This is a genomic window from Enterococcus sp. AZ119 (assembly GCF_050546175.1).
Classification (GTDB): Bacteria; Bacillota; Bacilli; order Lactobacillales; family Enterococcaceae; genus Enterococcus; species Enterococcus faecalis.
This window is the reverse complement of sequence record NZ_CP172951.1, coordinates 436,499-451,276: the sequence shown is the minus strand read 5'-3', so window position 1 is coordinate 451,276 and position 14,778 is coordinate 436,499. Positions and strand designations below refer to the sequence as shown.

Below are 14,778 nucleotides of genomic sequence, written 5' to 3'. Positions count from 1 at the left end.
ATTTTTGATTAACCTTTGCTAGTATATCATGTCAAGCCTTGAGAATAAAGAGCTGCTGTTGGCTGTTTTTTAAAAGGAAAACCTGTGACATTAGTCAAAACGACTGATGTCACAGGTTATTTTTAACGTCTTGGTTCGTCATCTTCCATTTCTTTACGGAAAAAACGACGATTTTCTTCTGGTTCTTCATCGACAGTTTCTTCATCGTAGAAATGAACGCGTAAGACTAGCAAACGTGTGCCTTCCATTTCTTCAGCAGTTAACTTAATATTGCCCACTTCAAAAGAAGGTTTTTCCCCTTCATCAGGAATGGTTCCTAATGCTGTAATTAAGTAACCCGCCATTGTATCAACATCGCTCATGTGTAAATCTGTTTCAAATACTTCATTAAATTCGTCAATTAACATGCGTCCTTGAACCAAATATTCATTGTCAGCCACTTGTGTATATAAATTTTCTACTTCATCTGTTTCATCGTCAATTTCACCAACGATTTCTTCTAGTAAATCTTCTAGTGTTGCTAAACCGACAACACCGCCATATTCATCTAGTAAAATCGCCATTTGGTTTTGTGTTCGTTTTAACTCATAAAGTAAATCATCAATAAAAATGGTTTCTGGGACAAATAATGGTTCTTGGATAATCGCGCCTAATTCAATGTTTTCAAAGCCTAAATTACGTGCAGCTTTTAGTAACGTTTTGGTATGTAAAATACCAACAATTTTATCTTTGTCTTCACTATAAACAGGAATCCGAGAATAATTTTCTCCTAAAATTAAATTGATGTTTTCTTGGACATCATCTTGGATGTCAACCATGAATGCGTCTGTCCGAGGAACCATTACTTCTCGTGCCACTTTTGTATCTAATGAAAAGACACCTTGTAGCATTTCTAGTTCTTCGTTTTCCAAAACACCTTCTGTTTCAAGCATGTAGCGCATTTCATCTCGTGTCATCTTCGAATCGGCATCATCGAAAGTCATTGGTGTGATTTTGGATAATAAATCGGTCGAAGCCGATAGCAACCAAACGAAGGGACGCGCGATAACTCCTAAAAAGCGGACTGCACCAGAAGTCAATTGAGCGACTTCTTCTGATTTATTCATAGCAATTCGTTTAGGGTATAATTCACCAAATACAATAGAAACGTACGTTAACAATGCTAAGATAATGATACTGGCAAGACTCTTAGCTGCGGCGCCGCCACCTAATACAGGGGCCAAACGACTAGATAAAGTCTCTGCTAATGAAGCACCAGATAGGATATTAACCAAAGTAATCCCTACTTGGATTGTGGATAAAAAGTTATTGGGGTCTTGCAATACCTTAAGCAATTTTTGAGCTTTTGCGTCGCCGTCTTCCGCTTTTTGTTCCACACGATTCTTGTTAACAGATACGACTGCAATTTCCGCCGCTGCCAAAAAGGCATTGATAAACGTCAACACGACTAATAATAGAAGTTGCGCAATTAGCGACTGACTCTCAGGGTCAGCATTATTCATAATGTTCTCTCTCTCCTTAATTGTTGATAATTCCGAGGCTGTACTTTCGTACTCTTTTAACGTTCTTCCTCTTTTTATGGTTAGGCTTAGAAACAGACACAATCAGTATTATGACAGGTTATTTTCTATCCTAATCCATAAAATCATAGCACGAAAGATTAGCGGATTCAATCATTAACCGTTATTTTCTTTCGTATTTGTTTCATTCCCTAAAAGAACAGCATTGGTAACTTTTTCACTACGACCCGCTTTGACCATATCAATAACATAGTAGATAATGGTCCGGCAGATTGCGTAAAATGGGACACCGAGGAAAATACCTAGCAAACCTGCTAAATTTCCTGCTACCAATAAAATTAAAATAATCGTTAATGGATGGATTTTTAGAGATTTTCCGATAACGTTTGGATAAATAATATTTCCGTCCAATTGTTGAACCACTAGCACCACTAAACAACATAAGGCTGCTTTGACGGGTTCATTAAAGATGGTCACTAAGACAGCAGGCGCTAATCCTAGATAAGGTCCTAGATAGGGAATCAAATTCGTAAAGCCGGCAATGACACCAAATAAAAAGGCATAACGAACGCCAAGCAATGAATACCCAATAATCGTAAATGTACCGACAAATAAACATTCAATCGCTTGTCCACTAATATAACTGGATAAGGTTTGGTTCAATTGTCCTAAAAGATCCACAATATCATCTTTTCTTTTCTCAGGTAAAAAGCGTTGAATCGCTGGTACTAGCTTATCTCCATCTTTTAACATATAAAATAAAATAAATGGCGCAGTGACCAAAACAATGGTGGTTGACGCCACCGTTGATACGATTGAACCTAAGCTACTTGATAAACTACTTAAAAATTGTTGGATAATATTTGCATAAGAAATATCCATTTTTTCAATATAGCTTGTTAAATCAATTTGTTTAAAAATAGGTAACTCCGCAATCTCATAAATCCAGGTCTCCACTTGTTTAAAGAAATCCGGCATACTTGATGCTAAACTAGCTAGCTGATCTGCCAACTTAGGGATAATTGTTAATAAGATCAGAACTAATGCGATGATTAGTAATAAAAATACCAGTAAGACGGCATAAATTCGTTTCATTTTCGTCTTCATTAGTAGATTGACCACAGGATTTAGTAAATAATACAAAAAGCCTGCTACTAAGACTGGGGCAAACAACGTTGAAAAGAATGTCCCAATCGGTGCAAATAAGAAATTAATTTTCGAAGCAATAAATAATAGCATGGCCACGACAAGTAATTCAACTGACCAGAAAAATAATTTCGATTCTTTAAATCGATTAATCACAGCGGCTCCTCCTTTATTTTTATTCAATTGTTGCTGTTTTATTTTATCACACCTTCCCCCCTCAGTCATTGAGAATACTTCATTGCTAGAACTTTTTCGTGGTATAATAAAATAGAAACAGATTCTGAACTTGGGGGTTTTTCTATGCATGTAGCTCAAACAAAAGATACCATGAGTGATCTTTATTTAGATGCTGTCCGGCTTCGTCAACGCGTATTCGTAGCGGAACAAGGGGTACCAGAAGAGATGGAAATCGATGAATATGAAGCACGTTGTATTCACTTTGTTTTGTACACGAACTATGTAGCTGTCGCAACTTGTCGCTTGCTTCCACTAGAAAATGGCGTTATGAAATTACAACGAATGGCCGTTGAAAAAGCTTACCGTGGCGCCGACTATGGACGAATGATTATGGAAGCGGCGGAAAATTTTGCCAAAGAACAAGTCTACCACAAGATTACTCTAGGCGCACAAGTCACCGCTGTAGGCTTCTATGAACGTTTAGGTTATCAAAAAACAGGAGCACCTTTTATGGATGCTGGCATTGAACACTACGAAATGAATAAAGAACTATAACACCAATTAAATCGGAAAATTTAGAGCTTGGAGCATTAGCCATTTTGGCTAATGCTCCAAGCTCCTTTTGTGGGCTGTTTACATCGGCTATTTTTTTGATAGCTGTTGATAACGTTGATACCAGATATCTACATATTCGGGCGAGAAGGGGCCTTTTTCGTTATTAATCCAATCCACTAAAGTCTTGACATTTTCTTTTAAAATGAAGTCAATATCTTCTGGATAATCCATTAGTTTGCTATGAAATTCATATTCATCAACGTCTAGTAAACGTTTTTCACCATCTGGAAAAACCTTGATATCTAAATCATAATCAATATACTTCAACGCTTCGTCATCTAAAACATATGGCGAAGCCAGATTGCAGTAATACGAAACCCCCTTTTCTCTAATCATTGCTATTATATTGAACCAATATTTCTTGTGAAAATAAACAATGGCTGGTTCACGAGTCACCCACCGACGTCCGTCGGATTCCGTTACTAACGTGTGATCGTTCACACCAATTAAAGAATACTCGCTCGTTTTTAGTACCATCGTATCACGCCACGTTCGATGTAAATGTCCGTCATGTTTATAACTCTGAATGGTTACAAACTCGCCTTCTTTAGGAATTCCCATAATACCCCAACTTTCCCCAAATAAAGTAAAGCAATGTTACTTTTTGGGTGTTCATACATCGATATCGAAATAATTATATCATATCTTTTGAGTTTGCGTACATTGAGTTCACTTAAAGAAGACGATTTCTGAAAAAATTTAATTCAGATGACCAATTAGTTTAAATTCAGTATATATTTTCAGCTTAATTACTGGATTTTTTCAAAGACTGATACTGCGCTCTCTCTTAAAACCTGATTTAATTCGTCAACATTTGTTTTACCAGTTGTTTCAAGCCACGCAACGGCTGCTTCAGCACCTTGTTGAACAAATGGAAGCACGCCGTCTGCCCAAGTTGCGCGACCACATAAGACTCCATTAAACGAGGAACCTGCTTTTTTTGCAAATTTCAATGTTTCCTGAAACATCGCAGCACTAACCCCTGCACTCAAGAAAATAAATGGAAGTTGTGTTGCTTCACTTTGCATGTTGAAAAAGGCCTGCGCTTCATCTTGGCTATAAAGACTTTCAGTGCCAAAACCTTCTACAAAATTCATATTCACAGGGACTTCTACTTTTAAAACATCAACATTATAGCGATCCTTTGAAAATTCCTTCATCGCTTCAATTACTTTGTGCGGTTTTACTTTAGCGTATTCTTTTGAAGCACTATCCGAATTGTTTGCATCATAAGAGACAATTTCTAAAAAGAATGGAATTTCTTCGGCTAAACACTCTGAACCAATCCGTTCTATATAAGCTTTCTTTCGCTCATTGATTGCTTCACTTTCGTCAACATCGTAGTAAAGCAAAAATTTACACGCGTCTGCGCCCGCTTCTTTTAAACGCTTAACCGACCAAACATCAAGACTATCGGGTAACCGTCCTGGTGTCGAAGCATCGTAGCCCGTTTTTTCATACGCAAGTAACAAACCTGAAGTCTGTGCTCGATTTTCAGCAGCAGCTAGGCCATATTCTGGATCCAACAAAATTGCTGAAGTCTCTGGTGTTAAGCAACGAGATACTAATACTTTAAAGTCACTGATTTCTTGCGCAGTCACCTCTTTGTATTTTCCCATCATGCGTTTTAAGGCCCCACGTTGATCAATGGCTAGTGCTCCAATAATCCCTTGATCATCTACCAGATTTTCTAAATGTTTACGTTTTTGTTCACTAATTTTTTTCATTCTGTTCCCTCTCCTAATTGATTATTTAGTAACGTAGCAATTTCAGCTGGCGAACTTGCTTGTTTCAGTCCAGAAGTAACTTCTTCTCTTAATAGGAGGCGCGCAACGGAAGAGAGTAATTTCAAATGTGTCGTGCCAGCTTCGGCATCTGGAATAAACAGCGCAATCACAAACTCCGTTAATTGGTTGTCAAGGCTCTGCCACTCAACACCTTGGTCCAAGGTAACGATGATAATGGCCGCTTGTTGAATCGTTGCTGCTTTTGCATGAGGTATCGCAAATCCATTCATCATCCCCGTTGTTCCTTCTTGTTCTCGCTCGTTCAGTTTATCGAAAACTTCCTGTGCGTCCTGAGCAACTTCCAATTCTGTTGATTTTTTTGCTAAAAAGTGAAAAACATCCTCTTGCGTTTGTAACTGTTGATTTAAAAAAATATGATTTTCTTTAATAAAAGCCATTACATCCACTCCTAATTCCTGTTATTTCATTTTTTTTGATAACGATTGCTCTTGTTTGGCGATTCTACTTTTTTGTACAAAACCTAGCAATAAGCCACCTACCAATGAACCAGCTAAAATTGCCAGAACCCATTGAACAGCGTGAGTAACAACTGGTAAAACAAGAAAGCCTCCATGAGGTGCTGGCACTTGTACCCCAAACATATACGTTAAGACTGCCGCAATTGAAGATCCGAGCATCATAATTGGTAAAACCTTCAATGGGTCTTTTGCCGCAAACGGAATAGCGCCTTCTGTAATATGTGTGGAGCCTAAAATAAAGTTCACTAGCCCCGCATTGCGTTCATTTGTGTCAAAGTATTTTCCAAAGAATAATGTAGCAAAGCCTGTAATTAAAGGTGGCGCTATGCAGGCAGCAGAAACTCCTGCCATAAAAGAAGTATTTCCTTGAGCTAAGAGTGCCGTCCCAGTAACATAGGCCGCTTTATTAACTGGACCTCCCATATCAAAGGCACACATACAACCCACAATAATTCCTAAAACCAACGGACTGGAGTTTTGGAAACTAGCTAAAAAGCTCATCATTCCTTCGTTAACAGCTTTCATCGGATCTGCTAATAAAGACATAGTGATACCAATAACTGCAACGCCAATGACTGGATAAAGGAAAATTGCTTTTAAACCATCTAATGATTTAGGCAAACCTTTAAATACTCTTTGTAATAAAAGAATGAAATACCCAGCAAGGAAACCAGATAATATCCCTCCTAAAAAGCCAGTACCACCAGTGTTAGCAATCAAACCACCGACAAAGCCCACAACCAAACCAGGTCGTTTGGCAATCCCCTCTGCGATATACGCAGATAAGATTGGCACCATCATGCCCATTGAGGCATCACCAATACTTTTTAACATAGCAGCGGTAGCATTATACTGACTACTTTCTGGATCAAATGAATAAATACCCCAAATAGCAAAAGAAAGAGCAATTAAAACGCCGCCTGCTACTACAAACGGCAACATGTGAGAGACGCCATTCATTAAGTTTTTATAAATACTATGTCCAACATTTCCTGAAGAAATTTGTGTTTCCTGTTCAAGTTCATCCACTGCTTGGTTTTCGGCCGCAATCGATCCTTTTCCTGCGAGCGCTTCTTCAATTAAGCGATCTGCTTCTTTAATCCCCACACTGACAGGGACATCAATAATTCGTTTCCCAGCAAAACGTTCTGCTTGAACGTCTTTGTCGGCGGCAATAATGACTGCCTCCGCTCCTTGGATTTCTGCAGGTGTTAACTCGTTTTCTATACCAATCTGACCATGTGTTTCAACCTTAATCGTAATACCTTTACGTTTCGCAGCTTGTTCCAATGCCTCCTGTGCCATATACGTGTGCGCTATTCCCGTCGGACAACCTGTAGCAGCTATTAATTGATACGTAGCCATCTGTTTATTCCTCCTCTTGAATCTTTATTTGTTGCTCTAACTCCTGAACATCTGAAAAATCTGTCAATCCTTTGCGAAATGCTGTTGAACTACCTGCTGCAATACTTCTTTTTAAATTTTTTTCCAATGAAAGTCCTTGATGCCAGCCAGCTAAAAAGGTACCTAACATTGCATCCCCTGAACAAGCTGTATTCACAACCATTCCAGTTGGTGAATTACCTGAAAGAACCTTTTCATTATTCATAAATAAAGCCCCTTCACTACCTAAAGAAAGTAAAATATTTTTGGCTCCCCGCTTCAGTAATTCTTGTCCGTAAAAAATGTAATCATCCTTAGTCTGCACTTCTGTATGAAACCACTCTTGAAGTTCTTCTTCATTTGGTTTCAATAAAAATGGTTGATAAGGCAAACAATCTAAAATTTCTTCATAACTACTGTCTAAGATTAAGAACACCTGTTTTTCAAAACAAATTCGGCTAATTTCAATCAAAATACTTGGCGAAACCCCTTGTGGTAAACTTCCTGATACGCACAAATAATCCCCTTTACGTAACTCTGAAATTTTTTTCAAAAAACGTTGTACATGTTCTTCAGATAATTTTGGTCCTTTATTGACTAATTTGTATTCCTTTTGATCTTGGGTAACTTTTGTAAACACATTGATTCTCGTTGTGCCAGCGACTTCGATAAAATCAGTGGTTATCTCTTTTTCTTTTAAATAATCCTCGACATAGTTCCCAGTGAAACCAGCTTTGACTCCCAAAGCGGTATTATCAATCCCTAACATCTTTAAAATTAGGGAAACATTGACTCCTTTCCCGTTTGCTTGAATATCATCTTCCTTCGTGCGATTCACGACAAAAGGAACTAGCTCTTCTGTTTCGATAAATAAATCAATGGCTAAATTTAATGTACATGTATAAATAGTCACTGTAGTTCCTCCTTTCTCCTCTTTATTATGTCTCAAAATACCATGTAAAGGTTTTCATTCTTTCGCAAAAATATAGAAAACATTTACAATTTCATAATTTCTCTAGCTTTTTTATTTTTTTTCATTAAAAATAGGCTTATAAATGTTTTTTTAGTGAAAGAAAGAAGGGCTGGCCATTATGGAACAAAAATTGAGTGAGTCAGAGCAATATCTCTGGCATTTTATCGAAACACATATTTTAGAAATCCCTGATTATTCCATTGTAAAATTAAGCGAACGAGCCAACGTATCAACTGCGACGATTGTAAGAACCATGAAAAAGAAAGGCTATGAAGGTTTCACATCCTTCAAGCATCACTTGAAAGATAAAGAAAACCAAAATATAAATTTTTCAGCATTAGAAAAAGTAGACCGAGGAATTCGGACGGCCATTTTAAAGAATGAAGAAGAAGTAACTCGCACGATTAACATGATTGAAATTGGTAATATCGAAGATGCGATCCAAAAAATCAAGGCTTCTCGACGGATTATTATCTTTGCTAGAGGTTTTTCAGAATTAATTGCTCAGGAAATGATGGTTAAGTTTCAATTGGCTGGCAAATACTGTGAACTGCATACGGACCCAGAAATTATTAAAAATATTAGTAAAAAGTTATCAAAAAAGGATGTGGCTCTTTTTGTTTCCTTAAATGGAGAAACCCAAGAATTAGTTGTCGCTGGTAAAAACTGTTACGACTCAGAAATTGGGACTATCCTTTTAACTGCAAGCAAACACTCTAGTTTAATGAAATACATTGAAATTCCGTTCGTAGGCTTCAAATCAGAAGGCTCCTTTTTCCCCGATTATGAAGTGCGTTCACGGTTACCATTATCCATTCTGGCAAGAATTTTATTGGACGCCTATGCTTTAAGAACGACAACTTAGGCTTTCTTAAATAATAAAAAACAAGCATTCCTTCACTTAAAATAAAGGAATGCTTGTTTTTATTTTGCAACAAAACGTGCTTCTACTCGATAAATTCGTTGACCACGACTAGAAAATTTTTCTTCGTATTCTGTCATAATGTTGCCTTCAAACTCGCTATTATGCAAATCTAGCCATACACGTTCAATAATCATGCCATATTTAGAAAAGCTACTTAATGAGTATTCGAAGAGCCCTTGATTATCCGTTTTAAAATGAATTTCTCCATTTGGTTTTAAAATAATTTCATCTGTTGCTAAAAAGTTTTTATACGTTAAACGACGTTTTTCATGTTTTTTCTTTGGCCAAGGATCTGAAAAATTTAAATAGATTAAATCTACTTCATTTTCAGCAAAATATTCTGTTAATGCTTCGCCGTCTACTCGCAATAATTGTAGATTAGGTAACGGCTCGGCCACTAGCTTATCTAATGCAATCGATAAAATACTTAATTGCATATCGATACCAATATAATTAATTTCAGGATGTGCTTTAGCCATTTCATAAATAAAACGACCTTTACCTGAACCAATTTCAATGTGGATGGGATGATTATTGCCAAAACGTTCTTGCCATTTCCCTTGCCATTTTTCAGGACCTTCTACCACATATTGTGGATATTTTGCCATATATTCTGCTGCTCCGGGTCTATTTCTTACACGCATATTTAAAATTCCTTTCTTTTAAAAACAGACTGGTGAAATTCGCCAGCCTGTGTGGATGTTAAATGAATTAGTTTAACTACTAAACATTCGTTTTAATTGTAAAATTTCTGCAGTCATTGCTCTTCTTTCGCCCTCTTGGTGATGACGAACAATCTCTTGTAAAAAGCTAAATAAACCATACCAATAAATTCGTTGAACCGTACTTTCATTCGGGATTAAACCATAAGATAGTAACCATTGATTCCAACCGGAACGAGGGACATAATGACTCAAAATCATTCCTAAATCTACCGCTGGGTCCGCGACCATCACAGAATCCCAATCTACTAAATAGAGATAATTATTCGAGACTAACCAATTCCGATGATTCACATCGCCGTGGACAGCTACATAACTAGTTTCTGGATATTCTGGTAAATGATTATATAAATAAGTGATTACTTCTTTTAAATAACTGTTTCGTTTTAATTCTTTAGGTAGTTGACGCTTATACTCTTTCAACATTGTTAGCGGGGTACAAACTTCGCCACCAATTTTTTTCAACATGTCTTTCAGCAAATTGGAATGATGCAATTGGTATAACACGTCAATCACGTCATTGCGTTTGCCAATTTCGTCCGCATGTAATAAACGTCCTTCCAGCCATTCTTGGGCTGTTAGTACGTCGCCATTCGCTGTCCGCTTTGTCCAAATCATCTTCGGGGCTAACCCTTCTTTAGACAATGCTGCAAGAAGTGGAGAAGTGTTTCGTTTAATGAACACTTTCTCGGTTTCTTTTATTCCCATGTATGTTTGACCAGTTGCGCCCTTTATCGGCTGCAGACGCCAGTCTTTATCCAACTGAAATTCCATGGAAATTATCTCCTATCTCAACACAATTTTATTGCAATTTTTACAGCAATTACCATTTTAGTCGCCAAACCTTGCTTCGTCAAGCTTCTATGTGGTTCTTTTGTAAATTTTGCTGGGTTTTCTCATCTTTATAACTTATTCAAGCGCATTGGAACATACATTTTAGTGAAAATCACAACTTCTACAATTAAGGCACCCAGAATGATCAAGCTATTTTGCAAACTGCCTAAACGAAGGCAGACAATCCCACCAAAAATAATGGCCGCAACAGATAATGCGCCGCTAATTAACCGGCGAATCGCTGCTTGTTTTTTTTCTATTGAAATTGGATATAGCTGTGTCATCACCATATAATCAAATTGCGTGTACATGGGAATCAACTGGAACCCGATTAAATAGACAAACAATAGAGCAACTACCAACGCAATCCAGAATTCTTGTAAAAAGAAGAGTAGCACGCCACCAACCAAAATCAAACGAAACAATAAGCCGCTATATTCGCTACCTCGTAAAAAGCTCCGAATGAATAAGTAAGCATACGTGTTCTCAGATGTTTTTTTGACTACTCCGAGGAGAGGATCTAAGTATTTACGGCGTTTCACTGTACTACTCACTTCAGGAATATCTGTAAACAGCTGAATGAATTTATAAATTCTATGCATTCTGTTTTGTTCTTTTTGGATCATTTTTTCCCAATCCAAGAAACTCTTTTTCATCTTATTTTGCCAAATACTCGATAAACAAACGGCCAGAATGATGCCACCAATCACACCAACCCAAGGCGTCCAGTAAATAGCTCCCGTCATAATCAAGAGACTACTGATCAACCAAACAAACCACCAACTACGGTAAGTGGTTGACGAAAGATGATAGAGCCCATAGCTTTGTAAACTAAGATGTGTATAAATCATACAAACTAGCATGACCAAAAATAAAAAGAAGGTTTGAAACGACCAACCTGTTGTGACTACAATCAACGGCATCAATAGGCCACTTCCTAGAAAGCTGACCACAATCGGTAAAAGTAAAGAGTAGCGCAGCGCTCGTTTCAGATAAGCAGCGAATTGTTTTTCTTTTGGTAATAAAAAAACCTTGTCTGGCTCTTCTGTCAGAGTAGCCAACTTACCAACTTGAATGAGTAGCAGCCAGCCCAATAGAATTAACGGTCTGCCCCAAACAAAATCACGAGGTAATTCTTTTAACAACTGGGAATAGTACAGACCTAATCCGCCTAATAAAAACATACAGACTAAAACAAAATGATCATTTAAAATATAGCGCAAGTACTTGGACATTTTTTTGAAATGCCGTGACAAACGTTGACTAAAAAATTCGCCCATGTTACCCCACCTTTTCTTCCTTCGTCAAGGCAAGATAAATATCATCTAAAGAAGACTCTGGTAAATTAAATTCTGCACGTAATTCAGCCATTGTACCGTTTGCCCGTAATTTCCCTTCGTGTAGCACCACAAAACGATCACAATATTTTTCAGCTGTTGCTAAAATATGCGTGGACATTAAAATCGCTGCCCCTTGCTTACGCATCGTATCCATTAATTCTAATAAAGCATGAATTGCTAAAGGATCTAAGCCTAGAAAAGGTTCATCAATAATATATAAACTCGGTTCAATTAAGAATGCACAAAGTACCATAACTTTTTGTTTCATGCCTTTTGAAAAATTAGCAGGAAACCATTCCAATTTATTGTCTAAACGGAACGTTTTTAGTAATGGTTCTGCTCGTTTGAACGCTTCTTCTAATGGAATATCATAAGCCAAGGCCGTTACTTCGATATGCTCTTTCAATGTTAATTCTTCATATAAAGAAGGTGTTTCCGGAATATACCCGATTTTTTTACGATATTCTTCAGGGGCTTGTTGCAATGTTTCCCCGTCAATCATAATTTTGCCTTTTTGCGGCGTAAGTAACCCAATAATATTTTTGATGGTGGTACTTTTCCCCGCACCATTCAAGCCGATTAAACCAACCATTTCACCAGACTTGACGTCAAAATTAATATCTTTTAAGACAGGAATATGGCCGTAACCTCCTGTTAAATGTTCAATTGTTAAGCTCATTTCTTTTGCCTCCAACCTTTTCTCTCTACCATTATTAAACCCTAAGCGAACCAAGAATTCAAAAATTACTCCCTTAATTAAATGGATTTTTTTCTTTCTCTTATTATACACGAAATGAAACGAACTTTTTAGCGAACTCACGTACTTTTTCATCCACAGAGAAATCAACTTGTGGTAAAGTAAAGGAAAGAACCTAGAGAAAAGAGGAATTTTTCATGAATGATTGTATTTTTTGTAAAATTATCAACGGCGAAATCCCAAGTTATAAAGTCTATGAAGACGAGAAAGTCTATGCGTTTTTAGACATTACACAAGTGACCAAAGGGCATACCTTAATGATTCCAAAACAACACGTTGCTGATATTTTTGAATATAATGACGTTTTAGCAAGCGACGTCTTTGCTCGTATTCCTAAAGTAGCACGAGCATTAGAAAAAGCTTTTCCAGAAATGGAAGGATTAAACATTTTAAATAACAATAAGGAAGTGGCTTATCAATCCGTTTTCCATTCCCACGTTCATTTGATTCCCCGTTATTCAAAAGAAGATGATTTCTCTATTCATTTTGGCAACCATCAAGAGGACTATTCCGCCGAAGCGATGCAAGAAATTGCTGAGACCATTGCAAAGCAGGTGAACTAAATGAAAAAATTTATTAAAGGTCTCTTTTTTGGTGCAGCTGCTGGTACCATTGGCGGCTTGTTGGCTGCTCCAAGAAGCGGGAAAGAAACACGCCAACATTTAATCAATGAGCTAGAGGACTATCGTTCACTAAAAAATCAAGTCACGAATGACTGGGATCAGGTGCAACGAAATTTGGCAGTTGTCGAAGAAAACGTTCCTCTGGCAACTGAATTTTCAAAAGACCTGCAACAAGAAATCACTGATTTCAAATTCCAAGCGGAACCTCGGATTGCTCAAATTAAAGAACAAATTGCCAAAATCACGGCTGAATTACCTGACACACAAACCAACAAGCAAAAGTAAAGTCTTTTATGTTAATTATTTCTTTTGTTATTAAAAAAATAAAAAGTGTGACGTAAATACGAATTTTGTTTGAAACTATGCCTGAGACTCTTTCTTTTTCAAAATAAGGTATGGTATAGTTATAACAGAAATAAAACTAAAAAAAACAGGAGTGCATAAGAGAATGAAGAAAAAACTAATCTTAGCTGCAGCGGGCGCAATGGCCGTTTTTAGTTTAGCAGCGTGTTCAAGCGGTTCAAAAGATATCGCAACAATGAAAGGTTCAACAATTACTGTTGATGATTTTTATAACCAAATTAAAGAACAAAGCACTAGCCAACAAGCGTTTAGCCAAATGGTTATTTTTAAAGTCTTTGAAGAAAAATATGGCGACAAAGTAACTGACAAAGATATTCAAAAAAGCTTTGACGAAGCCAAAGAACAAGTAGAAGCACAAGGTGGAAAGTTCTCTGATGCATTAAAACAAGCTGGTTTAACTGAAAAAGCATTCAAGAAACAATTAAAACAAAGAGCAGCCTATGATGCAGGTCTAAAAGCCCACTTAAAAATTACAGATGAAGACTTAAAAACAGCTTGGGCAAGTTTCCATCCAGAAGTAGAAGCACAAATTATCCAAGTTGCTTCAGAAGATGATGCCAAAGCTGTCAAGAAAGAAATCACTGACGGCGGCGATTTCACAAAAATTGCTAAAGAAAAATCAACAGATGCTGCTACGAAAAAAGATGGCGGTAAAATTAAATTTGATTCACAAGCAACAACTGTTCCTGCCGAAGTTAAAGAAGCTGCCTTCAAATTAAAAGATGGCGAAGTGTCAGAACCAATTGCTGCAACAAATATGCAAACCTACCAAACAACCTACTATGTAGTGAAAATGACGAAAAACAAAGCAAAAGGCAATGACATGAAACCTTATGAAAAAGAGATCAAGAAAATTGCTGAAGAAACAAAATTAGCCGATCAAACATTTGTTTCGAAAGTCATTAGTGACGAATTAAAAGCGGCCAATGTGAAAATTAAAGATGATGCCTTCAAGAACGCTTTAGCAGGCTACATGCAAACTGAATCTTCAAGCGCTTCTTCAGAGAAAAAAGAATCAAAATCAAGTGATTCTAAAACAAGCGATACCAAAACAAGCGACTCTGAAAAAGCAACAGATTCTTCAAGCAAAACAACAGAATCTTCTTCTAAATAAGCATAAAAAAGAGAGTGGTC

General features: G+C 37.1%; 16 protein-coding genes. 5 read left to right on the top strand and 11 right to left on the bottom strand.

Features of this window, described 5'->3' with window-relative positions:
* Positions 1-122: 122 nt before the first annotated feature.
* Positions 123-1,502, bottom strand: a complete 1,380-nt coding sequence (locus tag IGL37_RS02240) for a hemolysin family protein (RefSeq protein ID WP_002363168.1) — start codon at positions 1,500-1,502, stop codon at positions 123-125.
* 174 nt (positions 1,503-1,676) lie between these two features.
* Positions 1,677-2,891 carry an AI-2E family transporter gene (locus IGL37_RS02235; protein ID WP_002384914.1) on the bottom strand — a complete coding sequence of 405 codons (1,215 nt, stop codon included), beginning with the start codon at positions 2,889-2,891 and terminating at the stop codon, positions 1,677-1,679.
* Positions 2,892-2,966: 75 nt separating this feature from the next.
* Between IGL37_RS02235 and IGL37_RS02230 the strand changes: the two genes are divergently transcribed.
* The gene (locus tag IGL37_RS02230) at positions 2,967-3,398 is read left to right on the top strand and encodes a GNAT family N-acetyltransferase (RefSeq protein WP_033918183.1); all 432 of its coding nucleotides are present in this window, start codon (positions 2,967-2,969) and stop codon (positions 3,396-3,398) included.
* 87 nt (positions 3,399-3,485) lie between these two features.
* Here the strand turns inward: IGL37_RS02230 and bph are convergent, their stop codons facing one another.
* The 5 genes from bph to pfkB form a co-directional block, all read right to left on the bottom strand.
* Positions 3,486-4,019 (bottom strand): biofilm phosphatase Bph, encoded by a 534-nt coding sequence (gene bph, locus IGL37_RS02225; protein WP_002355538.1) that lies wholly within the window; start codon positions 4,017-4,019, stop codon positions 3,486-3,488.
* Between the two features lie 188 nt (positions 4,020-4,207).
* Complete coding sequence (gene lacD / locus IGL37_RS02220; RefSeq protein WP_010824416.1) at positions 4,208-5,185, bottom strand: tagatose-bisphosphate aldolase; 978 nt, start codon at positions 5,183-5,185, stop codon at positions 4,208-4,210.
* Positions 5,182-5,643, bottom strand: a complete 462-nt coding sequence (locus IGL37_RS02215) for a fructose PTS transporter subunit IIA (protein ID WP_002358680.1) — start codon at positions 5,641-5,643, stop codon at positions 5,182-5,184. The genes lacD and IGL37_RS02215 overlap by 4 nt, the downstream gene beginning before the upstream one ends.
* A gap of 21 nt (positions 5,644-5,664) precedes the next feature.
* The gene (locus IGL37_RS02210) at positions 5,665-7,089 is read right to left on the bottom strand and encodes a PTS fructose transporter subunit IIC (RefSeq protein WP_033785813.1); all 1,425 of its coding nucleotides are present in this window, start codon (positions 7,087-7,089) and stop codon (positions 5,665-5,667) included.
* A gap of 4 nt (positions 7,090-7,093) precedes the next feature.
* Positions 7,094-8,020: a 1-phosphofructokinase gene (gene pfkB, locus IGL37_RS02205; RefSeq protein ID WP_002355534.1), complete on the bottom strand. Its 927-nt coding sequence runs from the start codon at positions 8,018-8,020 to the stop codon at positions 7,094-7,096.
* 178 nt (positions 8,021-8,198) lie between these two features.
* Between pfkB and IGL37_RS02200 the strand changes: the two genes are divergently transcribed.
* Positions 8,199-8,945, top strand: coding sequence for a MurR/RpiR family transcriptional regulator (locus IGL37_RS02200; RefSeq protein ID WP_002363162.1), 747 nt, complete (start codon positions 8,199-8,201; stop codon positions 8,943-8,945).
* A 59-nt stretch (positions 8,946-9,004) separates the two neighbouring features.
* Here the strand turns inward: IGL37_RS02200 and trmB are convergent, their stop codons facing one another.
* From trmB to IGL37_RS02180, 4 genes are all read right to left on the bottom strand, one after another.
* Positions 9,005-9,649: a tRNA (guanosine(46)-N7)-methyltransferase TrmB gene (gene trmB, locus IGL37_RS02195; RefSeq protein ID WP_002355532.1), complete on the bottom strand. Its 645-nt coding sequence runs from the start codon at positions 9,647-9,649 to the stop codon at positions 9,005-9,007.
* A 72-nt stretch (positions 9,650-9,721) separates the two neighbouring features.
* Positions 9,722-10,501 (bottom strand): phosphotransferase family protein, encoded by a 780-nt coding sequence (locus IGL37_RS02190; RefSeq protein WP_002355531.1) that lies wholly within the window; start codon positions 10,499-10,501, stop codon positions 9,722-9,724.
* Between the two features lie 128 nt (positions 10,502-10,629).
* Positions 10,630-11,841 carry an ABC transporter permease gene (locus tag IGL37_RS02185; protein WP_002370786.1) on the bottom strand — a complete coding sequence of 404 codons (1,212 nt, stop codon included), beginning with the start codon at positions 11,839-11,841 and terminating at the stop codon, positions 10,630-10,632.
* 1 nt (position 11,842) lies between these two features.
* Entirely contained in the window at positions 11,843-12,580 is a 738-nt protein-coding gene (locus IGL37_RS02180) for an ABC transporter ATP-binding protein (RefSeq protein ID WP_002363160.1), read from the bottom strand.
* 215 nt (positions 12,581-12,795) lie between these two features.
* Between IGL37_RS02180 and IGL37_RS02175 the strand changes: the two genes are divergently transcribed.
* The 3 genes from IGL37_RS02175 to IGL37_RS02165 all read left to right on the top strand — a co-directional run bounded on the left by IGL37_RS02175 (position 12,796) and on the right by IGL37_RS02165 (position 14,758).
* Entirely contained in the window at positions 12,796-13,221 is a 426-nt protein-coding gene (locus IGL37_RS02175) for an HIT family protein (protein ID WP_002355527.1), read from the top strand.
* Complete coding sequence (locus IGL37_RS02170; protein WP_002355526.1) at positions 13,222-13,566, top strand: YtxH domain-containing protein; 345 nt, start codon at positions 13,222-13,224, stop codon at positions 13,564-13,566.
* Between the two features lie 163 nt (positions 13,567-13,729).
* Positions 13,730-14,758 carry a peptidylprolyl isomerase gene (locus IGL37_RS02165; protein WP_002407336.1) on the top strand — a complete coding sequence of 343 codons (1,029 nt, stop codon included), beginning with the start codon at positions 13,730-13,732 and terminating at the stop codon, positions 14,756-14,758.
* Positions 14,759-14,778 lie beyond the last annotated feature (20 nt).